The organism is Streptomyces lasiicapitis (genome assembly GCF_014646335.1).
GTDB classification, from domain to species: domain Bacteria; phylum Actinomycetota; class Actinomycetes; order Streptomycetales; family Streptomycetaceae; genus Streptomyces; species Streptomyces lasiicapitis.
Genome location: NZ_BMNG01000002.1, coordinates 316,988 through 332,911 on the forward strand (window position 1 = coordinate 316,988; position 15,924 = coordinate 332,911).

Annotated in this window: 14 protein-coding genes; 9 read left to right on the plus strand and 5 right to left on the minus strand. The window is 72.3% G+C overall.

Annotation, left to right across the window (positions count from 1 at the left end; genetic code table 11):
- Positions 1-403 precede the first annotated feature (403 nt).
- Entirely contained in the window at positions 404-1,258 is an 855-nt protein-coding gene (locus IEY91_RS04795) for an isocitrate lyase/PEP mutase family protein (RefSeq protein WP_189172980.1), read from the plus strand.
- Between the two features lie 100 nt (positions 1,259-1,358).
- On the opposite strand, the gene ssgD is transcribed toward IEY91_RS04795, so the two are convergent.
- The gene (ssgD, locus tag IEY91_RS04800; protein WP_164318384.1) at positions 1,359-1,775 is read right to left on the minus strand and encodes a spore wall synthesis regulator SsgD; all 417 of its coding nucleotides are present in this window, start codon (positions 1,773-1,775) and stop codon (positions 1,359-1,361) included.
- Between the two features lie 283 nt (positions 1,776-2,058).
- Between ssgD and IEY91_RS04805 the strand changes: the two genes are divergently transcribed.
- Positions 2,059-3,279: a WD40/YVTN/BNR-like repeat-containing protein gene (locus IEY91_RS04805; RefSeq protein ID WP_229696706.1), complete on the plus strand. Its 1,221-nt coding sequence runs from the start codon at positions 2,059-2,061 to the stop codon at positions 3,277-3,279.
- 129 nt (positions 3,280-3,408) lie between these two features.
- On the opposite strand, the gene IEY91_RS04810 is transcribed toward IEY91_RS04805, so the two are convergent.
- Positions 3,409-3,708, minus strand: a complete 300-nt coding sequence (locus IEY91_RS04810) for a YciI family protein (protein WP_189172981.1) — start codon at positions 3,706-3,708, stop codon at positions 3,409-3,411.
- A gap of 57 nt (positions 3,709-3,765) precedes the next feature.
- Positions 3,766-5,262 carry a rifampin monooxygenase gene (gene rox, locus IEY91_RS04815; RefSeq protein ID WP_189172982.1) on the minus strand — a complete coding sequence of 499 codons (1,497 nt, stop codon included), beginning with the start codon at positions 5,260-5,262 and terminating at the stop codon, positions 3,766-3,768.
- Positions 5,263-5,468: 206 nt separating this feature from the next.
- Between rox and IEY91_RS04820 the strand changes: the two genes are divergently transcribed.
- On the plus strand, positions 5,469-6,176 hold the full coding sequence (locus IEY91_RS04820) for an endonuclease V (protein ID WP_189172983.1): 708 nt from the start codon (positions 5,469-5,471) through the stop codon (positions 6,174-6,176).
- On the opposite strand, the gene IEY91_RS04825 is transcribed toward IEY91_RS04820, so the two are convergent.
- A complete protein-coding gene (locus IEY91_RS04825) occupies positions 6,173-7,390 on the minus strand; it encodes a saccharopine dehydrogenase family protein (protein ID WP_189172984.1) in 1,218 nt (405 codons plus the stop codon). The genes IEY91_RS04820 and IEY91_RS04825 overlap by 4 nt on opposite strands.
- 107 nt (positions 7,391-7,497) lie before the next feature.
- On the opposite strand from IEY91_RS04825, the gene IEY91_RS04830 reads away from it, so the two are divergent.
- From IEY91_RS04830 to IEY91_RS04855, 6 genes are all read left to right on the plus strand, one after another.
- Complete coding sequence (locus IEY91_RS04830) at positions 7,498-7,944, plus strand: MmcQ/YjbR family DNA-binding protein (protein ID WP_164318375.1); 447 nt, start codon at positions 7,498-7,500, stop codon at positions 7,942-7,944.
- A 98-nt stretch (positions 7,945-8,042) separates the two neighbouring features.
- A complete protein-coding gene (locus tag IEY91_RS04835; RefSeq protein WP_189172985.1) occupies positions 8,043-9,227 on the plus strand; it encodes a CaiB/BaiF CoA transferase family protein in 1,185 nt (394 codons plus the stop codon).
- On the plus strand, positions 9,227-10,240 hold the full coding sequence (locus IEY91_RS04840) for an LLM class F420-dependent oxidoreductase (protein WP_189172986.1): 1,014 nt from the start codon (positions 9,227-9,229) through the stop codon (positions 10,238-10,240). The genes IEY91_RS04835 and IEY91_RS04840 overlap by 1 nt, the downstream gene beginning before the upstream one ends.
- A gap of 21 nt (positions 10,241-10,261) precedes the next feature.
- Positions 10,262-11,404: an acyl-CoA dehydrogenase family protein gene (locus IEY91_RS04845; RefSeq protein ID WP_164318369.1), complete on the plus strand. Its 1,143-nt coding sequence runs from the start codon at positions 10,262-10,264 to the stop codon at positions 11,402-11,404.
- Positions 11,405-11,483: 79 nt separating this feature from the next.
- The gene (locus IEY91_RS04850; protein WP_189172987.1) at positions 11,484-12,698 is read left to right on the plus strand and encodes an acetyl-CoA C-acetyltransferase; all 1,215 of its coding nucleotides are present in this window, start codon (positions 11,484-11,486) and stop codon (positions 12,696-12,698) included.
- Between the two features lie 66 nt (positions 12,699-12,764).
- Entirely contained in the window at positions 12,765-14,951 is a 2,187-nt protein-coding gene (locus IEY91_RS04855) for a 3-hydroxyacyl-CoA dehydrogenase NAD-binding domain-containing protein (RefSeq protein WP_164318365.1), read from the plus strand.
- A 30-nt stretch (positions 14,952-14,981) separates the two neighbouring features.
- Here the strand turns inward: IEY91_RS04855 and IEY91_RS04860 are convergent, their stop codons facing one another.
- Positions 14,982-15,776 (minus strand): MerR family transcriptional regulator, encoded by a 795-nt coding sequence (locus tag IEY91_RS04860; protein WP_189172988.1) that lies wholly within the window; start codon positions 15,774-15,776, stop codon positions 14,982-14,984.
- Positions 15,777-15,924 lie beyond the last annotated feature (148 nt).

A 15,924-nucleotide genomic window follows, 5' to 3' on the forward strand; every position in this document is an offset into this window, starting at 1 on the left:
ACGCGGGTGAGGGGCAACGCGTGCGGGACACCGCGAGAGGCCGGAAGGTGGAGAAGGGCCCTGCGCCGGGACGGACGGCTCGTACGCCGAGGTCGCACGCGACGTGCACAGCTCGATGGCAGCGAAGGGGTTCGCAAGAGAGCGAAAGGGTTCGCGAAAGCTGTGACGCGGTGTCTCAAGACCTCAGACGAGCAACGTCCTACTCCGATCGACGGCAACAGAAGCGTTATACACCGTAAAGGAGGTGTGGGGCTCTGTCAACGGGCTGGCGGGCTAACGGGTACAAGCCTGCCGGGCTGGTCCGCAGTCGCGCAAAGGAGTTTTTCCGTGCCTCTGCCCCGCCCGCCGTAGGTGTCGGATTTTCGCCAGACCTGCTCCCCGGGCCCCTGCTTGAGTTCTCCGCATGACGAACCAGCACCAGAGCCAGCAGCACCAGAGCGCCACCGCCACCGCCTTCCGCGCCCTGCACACCCCCGGCACCCCCCTCGTCCTGCCCAACGCCTGGGACATCGCCAGCGCCCGCATCGTCGAGGCCGCCGGATCCGCAGCCGTCGCCACCACCAGCGCGGGCCTCGCCTGGGCGCTCGGCGCCGCCGACGGCGACCGGCTGACCCGTGACCGGGCGCTCGCCGCCGTCTCCGGGATCGCCGCGGCCGTCGACGTACCGGTGACCGCCGACATCGAGAGCGGCTACGCGGCGGACGCGGCGGGCGTCGCCGACACGGTGCGCGCCGCGCTGGCCGCGGGCGTGGTCGGCGTGAACATCGAGGACGCCCTGTACGGGGCCGACCAGCCGCTGCGGGCCACCGCCGAGCAGGCCGAGCGGATCGCGGCCGCGCGCGGTGCCGCAGACGCGGCCGGGGTGCCGCTGTTCCTGAACGCGCGGATCGACACGTATCTGCGGGGTGTGGGGGAGGGGCCGGACGCCCGGCTCGCGCAGACTCTGGAGCGGGCCGCCGCGTTCCTCGCGGCGGGCGCGGACGGGGTCTTCGTGCCCGGAGCGGTCGATCCGGCGACGGTGAAGGCGCTGGTCGAGGGCGTCGACGGGCCGGTCAACGTGATGGCGGGGCCGGGTGCGCCGTCGGTCGCGGAACTCGCCGGTCTCGGCGTCGCACGCGTCAGCGTCGGCTCGGGCATCGCGCAGGCGGCGCATGCGCTGGTCCGCGAAGCCGCCCGGGAACTGCTGACCGAGGGCACGTACGGGACGCTGGCGGGCGGGCTCGACTACGGGGAGCTGAACGGGCTGCTCGGCAGGTGAGGCGGGCGCGGTGGGCACGGAGGGCGTGGCTCAGCAGACGTGCCTGAGCAGACGAACCTGAGCGGGCGTGCCTGTGGAGGCCTGCCTGTAGGGGCCTGGCTCAGCAGGCGTCCCGCATCAGGTCGGCCAGGTCCTGGTCCAGGTCGACGTGCAGGTGCTCCTGCCCGGCCGGCACAAGGGCGGTCGTCCGCTGCAGGAAGCGGCGCAGTTCGCCGGTGAGGACGTGCACGATGGCGGTGCCCTCGGGGGCGTGGAACTCCAGGACCGTGCGGTCGTACCCGTACGGCCTGACGCGCACGTCGCCGTCGCCCACCGCCGTCTCCACGCCGTGCGTGAGCAGTTCGCGGGCGAACGTCCAGTAGACCTCGACGCCTTCCAGCGTCGCCGGGGCCGGGAAGCTCATCCGGACGGCGAAGGGGTCGCGCCGGTCGTAGTGGAGCGTGGCGGGAATGGTCGGCATCCGTGGCGCGGCGGCGACCAGGCGGGCCTCAACGGCTTGCTCGATGACAGTGGACAACGCCTGCTCCCTCAACTCTGACTGCTGGACGACCGGGGTGTGCACGACCGGGGTCGGTCACTTGAATAGACGTCGGAAACGGAAGATCCGTGCACGCGAGTACCCCTCCGGAGCGAGTGACCTCTGTCACCGCGACACCCGGGAACCGCGACCGGTTCCCGAGCACCGCCGCCCGGGCGACCCCCGAAAGGACCGGTACGGCCATCTGGACGAGGCCCCGGGGGTGGGCTAGCTTCGCCCCGCCATGAGGGGCATGGGGCAGGTGGACCGGGAGGGGCGCGCGATGCGGACGATGCGTAGGGGACGTACGGAGCGACGTACGGAGGGACCGACGGGCGGGCGGGCTGGGCAGGAACGGGCGGCGAGCGCCGGGCGTACGCGGCGCGGGGTGTGGGCGGGCCTCGGCGCGGCGGCGCTCGCGCTGACGTCGGTCGCGGCCGTCCCGGCGGCGGACCCCGCAGGAAACCCGGCAGGAAACCCGGCAGCAGACCCCGCCACGGTCACCAAGCACGGGCCCGCCTGGTCGCTCAAGAGCACCGGCACGGACGCCCGCTTCCGCGGCCTCGCGGCCGTCAGCCGCAGCACCGCGTGGCTGGCCGGATCGAAGGGCACCGTGCTGCGTACGACCGACGGCGGCGCGAGCTGGCGGAACGTGTCGCCGCCTGTGGCGCCCGGCGAGACGGGCCTGGAGTTCCGGGACGTCGAGGCCTTCGACGGGCGTCGCGCCGTCGTCCTCGCGATCGGCGAGGGCGAGGCGTCCCGGGTCTTCCGCACCACCGACGGCGGCGCCACCTGGACGGAGTCCTTCCGCAACACCGACCCGCGGGCGTTCTACGACTGCATGACGTTCTTCGACCGGCGCCACGGCCTGGCCATGAGCGACCCGGTGGACGGCAAGTACCGCATCCTGTCGACCGCGGACGGCGGCCGCTCCTGGAAGGTACTTCCGGACAAGGGCATGCCCGCGGCGCAGCAGGGCGAGGCGGGCTTCGCCGCGAGCGGCCAGTGCCTGGTGAGTTCGGGACCGCGCGACGTATGGCTCGCGACGGGCGGCGCGGCCCGCGCGCGCGTGCTGCACTCGGCCGACCGGGGCCTGACCTGGAAGGCCACGGACGCCCCCATTCCGGCGGGCGACCCGGCCCGCGGCGTCTTCGGCGTGGCCTTCCGCGACCGTACGCACGGCATCGCGGTCGGCGGCGACTACCGGCCCGGCGAGCAGTCGCCGAAGGCCGCCGCGGTGAGCCGCGACGGCGGCCGCACATGGGATGCCGCCGCGCGGCCCGTCCCCGCCTACCGCTCGGGCGTCACCTGGCTCCCGCACACCCGCCGCACGGCCCTCGCGGTCGGCCCCACGGGCACGGACCTCACGACCGACGGCGGCCGCACCTGGCGCACGGTGGACACGGGTTCGTACGACACCGTGGACTGCGCCCGCGACCTGGGCTGCTGGGCGGCGGGGGAGAAGGGGCGGGTGGCCCGGCTGGAGTTCGGCCGCCGGGGCTGACGAGGCCGCCGGGGCTGACGAGGGCGGGCGGGACTGACGAAAGGGGCGGGGGCGGGGCGGACGCCGAGGCCTATGGCCTGCTTCAGCGCTCGCCCCGCCCCCGCCCCGCCCCATCCCCGCCATCCGGAATCAGGCGGGCAGCTCCTGCCGGTACGGCGCGAGGCCCTCCGCCGTCTTCGTCGCGAGGAACTCCGTGATCCGGTACTCGCACACGCCCCCGACGGTGAACGGGTCGCTCGCCGCCAGCTCCTCGATCGCCGCGCGGCTTTCGCCCACGGCGATGATCACGCCGCCGTCGCGCGGGTTCTTGCGCCCCGAGGCGAGGAACACGCCGGCCGCGTACTGCGCGTCCAGCCAGGCGACATGGTCGGCGAGAAGGGCGTCGACGCGCTCGACCGGGGCGGTGTAGGTCAGCTCCATTACAAACATGATCGTCAGGCTACTCCGGCTACTCCGGCTACTCCGGCTACTCCGGCTACTCCGGGGCTACTCCGGCACGGAGGACCGGACGGCCCCCGCACCGGCCGCACCCGTACCCGCCGCACCGGCGCCGCCGAACCACCGGCCCAGCTCGCCCACCAACTCCGCCTGGTCCTCGCCGACCCACGCCACATGGCCGTCCGGCCGCAGCAGCACCGCGGCCACGTCCAGGTCCACCAGCTCACCGCCGGCGTCGACGACGTGGTCGATCCGGTCCTCCCAACCCGCCACCGAGAGGCGGCCGGTCTGGTCGAGCAGCAGCCCGCGGCCGCCGTGCATCAGCTCGTACAGGCGCCCCTGCTTGAGCTCCAGGTCCCGCAGCCGCAGGCCGAGCAGTTCGTGGCCCTCGCCGAGGTCGTAGCGGACGTCGACCGCGGTGATCATCCCGGTGACGTACCGGTTCACCTCCTCGAAGTCCATCAACTTCGCGAACAGCTCCCGCAGCGCGGTCGCGCCCGGGTCGGTCCCGAGCAGCGTGATCTGCGCGCGGGTGTTGTCCAGGACGCGGGCGCCCACCGGGTGCCGCTCGGTCTCGTAGGTGTCGAGCAGTTCCTCCGACGCCCAGCCGCCGACCGCCCCGGCCAGCTTCCAACCGAGGTTGAACGCGTCCTGCACACCGAGGTTGAGCCCCTGCCCACCGGTCGGCGGGTGGATGTGCGCGGCGTCGCCGGCGAGGAACACCCGGCCCACCCGGTAGCGCTCGGCCTGCCGGGTGGCGTCGCCGAACCGGGACAGCCAGCGCGGCGAGTGCGCGCCGAAGTCGGTGCCCGCGACCGCCCGCAGCCGCTCCTTGAACTCCTCCAGGGTCGGCGCGGCACGGTCCTCGGACACGCCGTCGGCGGGCACGACGACGCGGTACGTCCCGTCCGCCTGGGGAGCGACGCCGAACCGCAGCTGGGTCTTGCGGACCTCCGCGACCACGGCGTCGATCGTCGCCCGGTCCTCGGTCAGTTCCATGTCGCCGAGCAGCGTCTCGACCGTGGCCGGCAGGCCGGGGAAGTCGACGCCGATGAGCTTGCGCACCGCGCTGCGGCCGCCGTCGCACCCGACGAGGTAGCGCGAGCGCAGCCGCGTGCCGTCCGCGAGTTCGACGGTCACCCCGGCATCGGGCCCGTCCTCGACCTGGCTCAGCCCGACCACCTCGACGCCGCGCCGGATCTCGGTGCCCAGTTCGAGGGCGCGCTCGTTGAGCAGCCGCTCGGTGACCGGCTGCGGGGCGGCGACGCCGAACGGGTGCGCCGTGTCCAACTGCGCGGGCCACGGCTTCATGATGCCGCCGAAGAGACCGCCGACCTGGAACTTCTCACTGACCGCGAGGAAGCGGTCCAATATGCCGCGCTGGTCCATCACCTCGGCGCTGCGCACGTGCAGGCCCTGACCGCGGGACTCCTTGGTCGGCTCGGTCAGCTTCTCCAGCACCACCACGTTCACTTCGTGGAGCCGGAGTTCGGCGGCCAGCATCAAGCCGGTCGGGCCACCGCCGACGACGATCACGTCGATCATTACGAACCTCATCTGTTTCCGCAGGTCATGGCTTAGGCCGATGATTGTGCGGCATGCCCGGGGCCTTGCCGCAAGCCCCCCGGTGCGCTATACCTTGAGCACGGCGAGGACGAGATCCTCGCCTTTCTTGTGCTCCGGCCCGATGGGCTGCCGGCCCATGACCTTCCGGCGTCGCGGGTGAGCCCACCCTTTAGGCTCGGCACACCATGAACACGCCCACCGTCACGATCCCTCCGCTGCCCGCCGACTGGCCCACGGACGAGTCCGCGGCGCGTGCCGTCCAGGACGCCCTGCGCGAGCGGGTGGTGCGGGACGAGCCGGGACCGCGCCCGGGGACCGGACACGTCACGGGAGTCGACGTGGCGTACGACGACGAGCGGGACGTGGTCGCCGCTGCGGTCGTCGTCCTGGACGGGGCGAGCCTCGACGTCGTGGAGGAGGCGACGGCGGTCGGACGCGTCGCCTTTCCTTACGTTCCGGGCCTGTTGGCGTTCCGCGAGGTCCCCGCGGTGCTCGCCGCGCTGGACGCGCTCACGTCCGACCCGGGGCTCGTCGTGTGCGACGGATACGGCATCGCGCACCCGCGCCGCTTCGGCCTCGCGAGCCACCTCGGCGTGCTCACCGGGCGGCCCACCATCGGCGTCGCCAAGAACCCCTTCACTTTCTCGTACGAGGCGCCGGGCGCCGCACGCGGCAGCGCGGCGCCGCTCCTCGACGGCGCGGAGGAGGTCGGCAGCGCGCTGCGCACGCGGGAGGGCGTGAAGCCGGTGTTCGTCTCGGTGGGCCACCGCGTGACCCTCGCCGACGCCCGCGCCCACACCCTCCACCTCACCCCGTGCTACCGCCTCCCGGAGACCACGCGCAGGGCCGACGCGCTGTGCAGGTCGGCCCTGCGCGAGGCGACAGCGGGCTAAGTGGCGTCCCCCTGAGCCGCGATCGCGGGCCGCACCGCCGCCACCCGGAACCCGATTCCCGCCTCCGTGAGCCGCGCGGTCAGCGTGTCCCCCATCGCCACCGCCGTCGTCACCTGCCCCGCGACCTCGGGCAGTTCGTCCAGGGCCAGCGACATCGAGGCCTCCGCGAGGATCTTCGCGGTCTCGCCGTATCCGGGGTCGCCGCCCCACACCTCGGTGAACACGCGCCGCCCACCACCCTCGCCGACGAAGCGCATGGAGAACCAACTGGCCGCCCGCCGGGCCGCGTCGGGCCCGTCCCCGGGCTTGACCAGGCCGCCAAGCCAGCGCCGCGCGGGCGGCACCTGCGCCGCCGCGAACAGCGCGCCCACGGCGGTCACACCGCCGAGGGCGACGGGCAGCGACTTCACGGCGGCGTAGTGGCGGTAGCGGAAGTCAGGGCCGTAGCGGGCGAGCGCCCGCGCGGACCGCTGCACGACCTGTGGGTCGATGGTCGGCAGAGGCAGGGCCCAGGCGCCGACCTCGCTCGCGTAGCGCGGGGCGCTCGGCGGGGCGTACGCCTTGCGGTCCACCAGGCGCGGTTCGTGCCGCCGCCGGTCGCGGGCCGCGGCCATCATCTGCCGGCCGCGCGCGAACTGCTGCAGCGCGGACGCGAACGTACCGCCGGAGAAGCGGGCGCCCGCGCTGATGAAGCCGTCCACGCGCAGCGGCACGCCCTCCGGCAACTGCTGCACCGTGTAATACGCGCCCAGGTCGTGCGGGACCGAGTCGAAGCCGCACGCGTGCACCAGGCGCGCGCCGGTCTCCCGCGCGCGGGCGTCGTGCCGCACGTACATGAGGTCCACGAACTCGGGCTCGCCGGAAAGGTCGGTGTAGTCCGTGCCGGCCTCCGCGCACGCGGCCACCAGATCCTGGCCGTGGGTGAGGTACGGGCCGACGGTGCTGGCCACGACGCGGGTCCGCGCGGCCATCTCGCGCAGCGACGCGGGGTCCGCGGCGTCCGCGTGCACGACCGGCAGCTCCGCGCAGCCCGGACGGTCCGCGGCGAGCCGCTCGCGCAGCCGCTCCAGCTTCCCCGCGTCGCGTCCCGCGATCGCCCACCGCAGGGTGTCGGGCGCGTGCGCGGACAGGTACTCGGCGGTCAGCGCGCCCACGAAACTCGTGGCTCCGAAGAGCACGAGGTCGTACGGACGGTCCTGGTCGTGACTGGTCATGGCACCTCTCAGCCGTGTGTCCCGCGCCGTTGTCGGTGGCTGAGGCTAGCGTGTGGCGCAGGGGATGCCGACGCGAAGGGTGCCCATCGAGGTGCCGAGGAGGTGCCATGCCCGAGGCCGCGGACAAGGCGGGACCGAAGCCGGGACGCAAGCCGAAAAAGCCCTCCCGGGCCGCGCTTGCCAAGTGGGAGCGGGTGCGGGCCTTCGCCCTCGATCTGCCCGGCGCCACCGAGGAGTTCCCCTGGGGCGAGACGGTCGCGAAGATTCACAAGAAGGTGTTCGTCTTCCTCGGAGTGGACGACGGCAGCTATCCGCTCGGCGTCACCGTCAAGCTCACCGACGAGGCGGCGCACGCGCACGCCCTCACCGCTCCAGGCGCCGAGCCCGCGGGGTACGGCCTGGGCAAGTCCGGCTGGGTCCAGATCCCCCTGGAGCAGAAGGGCGCCCCACGGGCCGACCTGCTGTGCGACTGGGTGGAGGAGAGCTACCGCACGATCGCCCCGAAGAAGCGCGTCACCGAGCTGGAAGAGCGCGGCACGCCCCAATCCGGCTAAGCGCTTGCTCGCCAGGGGCTTGTGCGGAGTGGAACGCGTTCTTAGCATCATTGGCATCACTGGTGTTACATCGGTTGTGTCACAGCGCTGGGGGCTCAATGGCAGTGCCGGACAAGGGCGTTCACGGGCCGCTGGCCGGGGTGCGCGTGGTCGAGCTCGCGGGGATCGGGCCCGGCCCGTTCGCCGCCATGCTGCTCGCCGACCTGGGCGCGGACGTGGTGCGCGTCGACCGCCCTGGCGGTGCGGGCCTCGCCATCGACCCCGCGTACGACGTCACGAACCGCAACAAACGCAGCGTCGTCGTCGACCTCAAGGCCGCTGACGGCGCGGACCGCGTGCTCGCCCTGGTCGACCGGGCGGACGTGCTGATCGAGGGCTACCGCCCGGGGGTCGCCGAGCGGCTCGGCGTCGGCCCGGAGGCCTGCCACGCCCGCAACCCTGGCCTCGTCTACGGCCGGATGACCGGCTGGGGCCAGGAAGGCCCCCTCGCGCAGCGCGCCGGGCACGACATCGCGTACATCGCCCTGACCGGAACGCTCGGCATGATCGGCAGTCCGGATCAGCCGCCCGCCGTCCCGGCGAACCTCGTCGGGGACTACGCGGGCGGCTCGCTGTACCTGGTCGTCGGCGTCCTCGCCGCGCTGCACCACGCCCACGCGACCGGCACCGGACAGGTCGTGGACGCCGCCATCGTGGACGGCGCCTCGCATCTGTCCGCGATGATCCATGGCATGGTGGCGGCGGGCGGCTGGCAGGACCGCAGGGGCGCCAACCTCCTCGACGGCGGCTGCCCGTTCTACGGCACCTACGAGACGGCCGACGGGCAGTACATGGCCGTCGGCGCCCTTGAGCAGCAGTTCTACGACGAGTTCATCGAGCTCATCGGCCTGCGTGAGATCGCCCCCGCCCGCAAGGACCTCGCCCGCTGGGGCGAGTTGCGCGACGCCGTGACCGCCCGCTTCAAGACGCGCACCCGCGCGGAGTGGACGGCGCACTTCGAAGGCTCCGACGCGTGCGTGGCGCCCGTCCTCTCGCTGCGCGAGGCCCCGCACCACCCGCACCTCGCCGCCCGCGGCACCTTCACCGACCACGGCGGCATCACCCAGCCCGCACCCGCGCCCCGCTTCTCCGCGACACCCGCCTCCGTACGCACCGGCCCCGCCCGGCCGGGCGCCGACACCGCCGAGGTGGCCCGCGGCTGGGACGTATCGGCGCTGCTCGGCCCGGACACGCCCTCGCACTCCGGCGAGAACCCCCACGACCCCACCCAGGAAGGCGCCTGATGGAGATCTCCACCCCGCTCGCCTACGCGGGAGACCCGCGCGAGGCCGCCGACGCCGTCGCGGCCCTGGAACGGGCGGGCCTGGACGCCGTCTGGGTCGCGGAGGCGTACGGCTTCGACTCGCCCACGATCATGGGCTATCTGGCCGCCCGCACCGAGCACATGAAGATCGGCGCCGGAATCCTCAACGTCTACTCGCGCACCCCCGCCCTCATCGCGCAGACCGCCGCGGGGCTCGACGCCATCTCCGGCGGCCGCGCGATCATGGGCCTCGGTGCGTCCGGGCCGCAGGTCGTCGAGGGCTGGCACGGCAAGGCGTACGACAAGCCGCTCGGCCGCACCCGCGAGGCGATCGAGCTGACCCGCCGCATCCTGCGCCGCGAGGTCATCGACCACCACGGCATCACCGACATGCCGCGGCCCGGCGGGCTCGGCAAGCCCCTGAAGATCCTCACCAAACCAGTGCGCGCCGAAGTCCCGCTGTACGTCGCCTCCTTGGGGCCCGCGAACGTCACGATGACCGCCGAGATCGCCGACGGCTGGCTGCCCACCCTCTTCCTGCCGGAGAAGGCGCACGAGGTGTGGGGCAAGCCCCTCGCCGAGGGCCGCGCCCGGCGCGATCCGGCACTCGGCCCGCTCCAGGTCGTCGCGGGCGGACTGCTCGCCATCGGCGACGACGCGGCGGCCGCACGCGACCTGGCCCGGCCCCAGATCGCCCTCTACGTAGGCGGAATGGGCGCCGTCGGCAAGAACTTCTACAACGACCTGGCGGTCGCGTACGGCTACGAGCAGGAGGCCGCGCGCATCCAGGAGCTCTACCTCGCGGGCCGCAAGAAGGAGGCCGAGGCCGCCGTTCCGGACGAGTTCTGCGAGCTGATGTCGCTGTGCGGCCCGGCGAGTTACGTACGCGAGCGCGTCGAGGTGTTCCGTGCCGCCGGCGTCACGATGCTCAACGTGATCCCGGTGGGACCCGACCCGGCCGGGCTGATCGAAACCGTCAAGGGCTGGCTCTAGGGCCGAGGAGGCCACACACAGATGAAGCGGCAGATCTTCGCCCCCGAGCACGACGCGTTCCGCGAGACCGTGCGCACCTTCCTCGCCAAGGAGGTGCTTCCGCACCACGACCAGTGGGAGAAGGACGGCGTCGTCTCCCGCGACGCGTGGCTCGCCGCCGGGCGGCAGGGGCTGCTCGGGCTCGCCGTGCCCGAGGAGTACGGAGGCGGCGGGAACACCGACTTCCGCTACGCCGCCGTGCTCGCCGAGGAGTTCACGCGCGCGGGCGCCTCAGGGCTCGCCGTCGGCCTGCACAACGACATCATCGGGCCGTATCTGACGGGCCTCGCCACCGACGAGCAGAAGCGCCGCTGGCTGCCCGGCTTCTGCTCCGGCGAGATCATCACGGCGATCGCCATGACCGAGCCGGGCGCGGGCTCCGACCTCCAGGGCATCCGCACCTCGGCCGAGGACAAGGGCGACCACTGGCTGCTCAACGGCTCCAAGACGTTCATCTCGAACGGCATCCTCGCCGACCTCGTCATCGTCGTCGCCAAGACCACCCCGGAGGGCGGCGCCCACGGCCTGTCCCTCCTGGTCGTCGAGCGCGGCACGGCGGGCTTCGAGCGGGGCCGCAACCTCGACAAGATCGGCCAGAAGGCCCAGGACACCGCCGAGCTGTTCTTCAACGACGTGCGCGTGCCCAAGGAGAACCTCCTCGGCGAGCTCGACGGCGCGTTCGTGCACCTGATGACGAACCTCGCGCAGGAGCGCATGGGCATCGCCGTCGCCGGGATCGCCGCCGCCGAGTATCTGCTTGAGATCACCACGGCGTACGTCAAGGAGCGCGAGGCCTTCGGGCGCCCCCTGGCCAAGCTCCAGCACATCCGCTTCGAGATCGCGGAGATGGCCACCGAGTGCGCCGTCACGCGCACGTTCCTCGACCGCTGCATAGCCGATCACTCGGACGGGGCACTCGACGCGGTCCACGCGTCGATGGCGAAGTGGTGGGCCACCGAGCTCCAGAAGCGCGTCGCCGACCGCTGTCTGCAACTGCACGGCGGCTACGGCTACATGACCGAGTACCGCGTGGCCAAGGCGTTCACCGACGGCCGCATCCAGACCATCTACGGCGGCACCACCGAGATCATGAAGGAGATCATCGGCCGTTCCCTCCTCGGCTGACCTCCTCCGCACCCGCCCCGGACAACCCTTCCGGGGTACCCCTCGTATCCCCCCGGAACACCCTCGAAAGGCTTGACGCGTGACCACCGAAGCGTACGTATACGACGCGATCCGCACCCCGCGCGGACGCGGCAAGGCCAATGGCGCCCTGCACGGCACCAAGCCGATCGACCTCGTCGTCGGCCTGATCCACGAGATCCAGGCCCGCTTCCCCGGCCTCGACCCGGCCGCCATCGACGACATCGTGCTCGGTGTGGTCGGTCCCGTCGGCGACCAGGGGTCCGACATCGCGCGGATCGCCGCCATCGCCGCCGGACTCCCCGACACGGTCGCGGGCGTCCAGGAGAACCGCTTCTGTGCCTCGGGCCTGGAAGCGGTCAACCTCGCGGCGATGAAGGTCCGTTCGGGCTGGGAGGACCTGGTGCTCGCGGGCGGCGTCGAGTCGATGTCGCGGGTGCCGATGGCCTCCGACGGCGGCGCCTGGTTCGCCGACCCCATGACCAACTGGGACACGAACTTCGCGCCGCAGGGCATCGGCGCCGACCTGATCGCCACCATCGAGGGCTTCAGCCGGCGCGACGTCGACGAGTACGCCGCCCTCTCCCAGGAGCGGGCCGCCGCGGCCTGGAAGGAAGGCCGCTTCGAGAGGTCCGTCGTACCGGTCAAGGACCGCAGCGGCCTCGTCGTCCTCGACCACGACGAGCACCTGCGCCCCGGCACCACCGCCGACTCGCTCGCCCGGCTGAAGCCGTCCTTCAAGGACATCGGCGACCTCGGCGGCTTCGACGCCGTGGCGCTGCAGAAGTACCACTGGGTCGAGGAGATCGACCACGTCCACCACGCGGGCAACTCCTCGGGCATCGTCGACGGCGCCTCGCTGGTCGCCATCGGCACCAAGGAGATCGGCGAGCGCTACGGGCTCACCCCGCGCGCCCGGATCGTCTCCGTGGCCGTCTCCGGGTCCGAGCCGCTGATCATGCTGACCGGCCCGGCGCCCGCGACCCGCAAGGCGCTCGCCAAGGCGGGACTGAGCATCGACGACATCGACCTCGTCGAGATCAACGAGGCCTTCGCGGCCGTCGTCCTGCGCTTCGTCAAGGACATGGGCCTGTCCCTGGACAAGGTCAACGTCAACGGCGGCGCGATCGCGTTGGGTCATCCCCTCGGCGCGACCGGAGCGATGATCCTGGGCACGCTCGTCGACGAACTCGAGCGCAGGGACCTCCGGTACGGGTTGGCCACGCTGTGCGTGGGCGGCGGGATGGGCATCGCCACGATCGTGGAACGGCTGTAGCGCCAGCGGCTTCGCCGCGCTTCCCCCAACAGCCGTCCCCCGCGCCAGACTTCACGGAGACATGACATGACCGAAAGCACCACCATCCGCTGGGAACAGGACGACACCGGTGTCGTCACCCTCGTCCTGGACGACCCCAACCAGTCCGCGAACACCATGAACCAGGCGTTCAAGGACTCCATCGCCGCGATCGCCGACCGCGCCGAGGCCGCCGTGCAGGCGGACAAGGACGCGATCCGCGGGTTCATCTACACCTCCGCCAAGAAGACCTTCTTCGCGGGCGGCGACCTCAAGGAGATGATCCAGGTCGGCCCGGAGAACGCCCGGCAGGCGTTCGAGACGGGCACGGGCATCAAGAACTCGCTGCGCCGCATCGAGACCCTCGGCAAGCCCGTCGTCGCCGCCATCAACGGCGCGGCGCTCGGCGGCGGTTACGAGATCGCCCTCGCCAGCCACCACCGCGTCGCCCTCGACGCGCCCGGCTCGAAGATCGGCCTGCCCGAGGTCACCCTGGGCCTGCTCCCCGCGGGCGGCGGCGTCACCCGCACCGTACGCCTCATGGGCATCGCCGACGCGCTCCTGAAGGTGCTGCTCCAGGGCACCCAGTACAGCCCGAAGCGCGCCCTGGAGAACGGCCTCGTGCACGAGGTGGTGGCGACGAAGGAGGAGATGCTGGCCAAGGCCCGCGCCTTCATCGACGCCCACCCCGAGTCGCAGCAGCCCTGGGACGTCCCCGGCTACCGCATCCCGGGCGGCACCCCGGCGAACCCGAAGTTCGCCGCCAACCTGCCCGCGTTCCCCGCCAACCTGAAGAAGCAGCTCGCGGGCGCCCCCTACCCGGCGCCGCGCAACATCCTCGCGGCCGCCGTCGAGGGCTCGCAGGTCGACTTCGAGACGGCGCTGACCATCGAGGCCCGGTACTTCACCGAGCTGGTCACCGGCCAGGTCTCCAAGAACATGATCCAGGCGTTCTTCTTCGACCTCCAGGCCGTCAACTCCGGCGCCAACCGCCCCAAGGGCGTCGAGCCGAAGACCGTCCGCAAGGTCGCCGTGCTCGGCGCCGGGATGATGGGCGCGGGCATCGCCTACTCGTGCGCCCGCGCGGGCATCGAGGTCGTCCTGAAGGACGTGTCGGCCGAGGCCGCGCAGAAGGGCAAGGCCTACTCGGAGAAGCTGTGCGCCAAGGCCGTATCGCGGGGCCGTACGACGCAGGAGAAGGCGGACGCGCTGCTCGCCCTCATCACGCCGACCGCCGACCCCGGGGACGTCGCGGGCTGCGACGCCGTGATCGAGGCCGTCTTCGAGGACCCGGCCCTGAAGCACAAGGTGTTCCAGGAGATCCAGGACGTCGTCGAGCCGGACGCGCTGCTGTGCTCCAACACCTCGACGCTGCCCATCACCGCGCTCGCCGAGGGCGTGTCCCGGCCGGTCGACTTCATCGGCCTGCACTTCTTCTCGCCCGTCGACAAGATGCCGCTCGTGGAGATCATCAAGGGCGAGCGCACCGGCGAGGAGGCGCTTGCCCGCGCCTTCGACCTCGTACGCCAGATCAACAAGACGCCCATCGTCGTCAACGACTCGCGCGGCTTCTTCACCTCGCGTGTCATCGGGCACTTCATCAACGAGGGCGTCGCGATGGTCGGTGAGGGCGTCGAGCCTGCGTCGGTCGAGCAGGCGGCGGCCCAGGCGGGCTACCCCGCGAAGGTCCTCTCCCTCATGGACGAGCTGACCCTCACGCTGCCCCGCAAGATCCGCAACGAGTCCAAGCGCGCCATCGAGGAGGCCGGCGGCACCTGGGCGGGCCACCCCGCCGAGGCCGTCATCGACCGCATGGTCGACGAGTTCGGCCGCACCGGCCGCAGCGGCGGCGCGGGCTTCTACGAGTACGGCGAGGACGGCAAGCGCGCGCGGCTGTGGCCGGGGCTGCGCGAGCACTTCGGGAAGCCCGGGCACGAGATCCCGTTCCGGGACATGCAGGAGCGGATGCTGTTCTCCGAGGCGCTCGACACGGTGCGGCTGTTGGAGGAGGGCGTCCTGACGTCGGTCGCCGACGCCAACATCGGCTCCATCTTCGGGATCGGCTTCCCGGGGTGGACGGGTGGTGTCCTTCAGTACATCAACGGGTACGAAGGAGGGCTGCCCGGGTTCGTGGCCCGCGCGCGTGAGCTCGCCGAGCGCTACGGAGAGCGGTTCACGCCGCCCGCGCTGCTCGTGGAGAAGGCCGACAAGGGCGAGAAGTTCAGCGACGGCTGATCGCGCCGGAGACGTCCGCGGGGGAGTGGCTCAGGTCTCCTTGAGCCACTCCCTCAGCTCTTCCTTGAGCGACCGCTGGAACGCTGTCACCAGCGCCTGCACCACCAGCGGCTGCATATGGGCCGACAGCGACCGCATCGCGGCGACGTGCTCCGGGTCCGACTCCCGCTCGCGGCAGGGCCCGAACACCTCGTCCCGGAACAGCCGGGACAGCTCGTGCGCCGCCGAGCGCGTGTGCTCCATCAGGACCGTGCGCGCGGCCAGGATCGTCTCGTGCGCGATCGGTACGCCGAGCAACTGCACGCCGAGCCGCAGCAGCCCGGTGTCCACGCGGTAGCGGTCTGCGTCCTCGGCGTTCTCTGTGTCTTCGGGGTTCTCTGTGTTTTCGGGCTTCTCGGCGTACGCGACGACCCCCATGGCCGCGAGCCGGTCCACGTCCGCGCCGGACAGCGCGCGCCCCGCCCGGCGCTCCAGCTCCGCGCGGGACATGTCCTCCGCGCCCTCCGGCGCCCACGAGGCCACCACCGCGCGGTGAATGGCCAGGTCGTGCGCGCTCAGGCCCGGCGGCAACTGCTCCAGATAGCGCTCGATCGCGGCCAGCGTCATGCCCTGGTGCTGCAACTCCTCGATGAGGGCGAGCCGGGACAGATGCTCCTGGCCGTAGTGGCCCACGCGGCGCGGGCCGATCACCGGCGGCGGCAGCAGGCCCTTGGTGCTGTAGAAGCGGATCGTGCGGACCGTGACCCCCGCGTGCGCGGCCAGCTCGTCGACCGTGAACGTCGCGTCGTCGTCCGTTTCCGTCGACCGCTCCGTGCCCGTCGTCATGGCTCCGCGTCACCTCCCCGGCTGTGCGGCAATGCGGTGCACCCGCTGTGCAGCAATGCGGTGCAACAGTATTGCTGTGCCACCACTGTTGTGAAAGTCTCCGGGCCAGTCACACCATGTAGCCGCGCGCGAACCGATGGTGCCAGGA